At 54.0% G+C, this 735-nt stretch carries 2 protein-coding genes; both read right to left on the bottom strand.

What is annotated here, in order from left to right; translation table 11 throughout:
- Positions 1–437, bottom strand: a 437-nt coding sequence (locus tag AC1RPR_RS07935) for a hypothetical protein (protein ID WP_481763423.1), incomplete at its 3' end; no start/stop codon positions are given.
- Positions 427–735 (bottom strand): hypothetical protein (locus tag AC1RPR_RS07930; protein ID WP_481763422.1); only part of this gene is annotated, 309 nt, incomplete at its 5' end. The genes AC1RPR_RS07935 and AC1RPR_RS07930, both read right to left, overlap by 11 nt.

Raw genomic sequence — 735 nt, 5'->3', positions numbered from 1 at the left:
CCAACTACGGAACACAGGTTATAGGCTTCCGTGTCCATCACGATAGCGAATTCGTCTTCGATGTACTCCTGAAGCGATTCGCGGTCGAAGGCATCAAACTGCAAATCTTGAACGAATCGGCAGTTCATGTTCGGCACCGCGTAGCCCCAGCAGCGCTCGATGATGTCACGAATACGAGCCTCCACATCGTCCTGCGCTGCAACCCACGTGGAATCTGTGCGTGTCCCTTGTTTTTGGTACGCACACTGGATCGTGTCCTCCAGCGACGCAATGATATCGACCAAAGTGCTGGGGTCCACCTCAGCCAGCGCGTGCTTGATGCCACGGCGGTCGCCAAGGTCCTCGATCACGGCCAGCGCCGCTACATGCGCCCAACCACGCGTATCCTTGTGATCGGCCAGTGCTCGCTCCACATTGAGTTCTGCATCACTCTTCATTACTGCCTCCCGTGTATTTCAAAATCACATAGACCCGGCTGGTGCCATTCACTTCGTGTTCGACGCGATGCCCAACAATTTTGTCTACGTATGACACAGCTCCGTACGATGCTACGCACGCCGCATTACCAATTTCCGCTCGGTGCATGACATTGATGGCTATGCAGCGACCATCGCTTTTTGCTTTCCGAATTGCCTTTCGGAAAGCAAATGCCAAATCCTCACCATGACAGTCGGCTGGATCAAATGAGAACCCTAGCGTAATGGTTCTTGTCAGATCGCCACCGGACTCGTAGTC

This window comes from Dellaglioa sp. CoH-57-MRSF-22, from assembly GCF_056781895.1.
The sequence above is the reverse complement of the archived record's forward strand: the minus strand, read 5'-3'. Positions and strand labels throughout refer to the sequence as shown.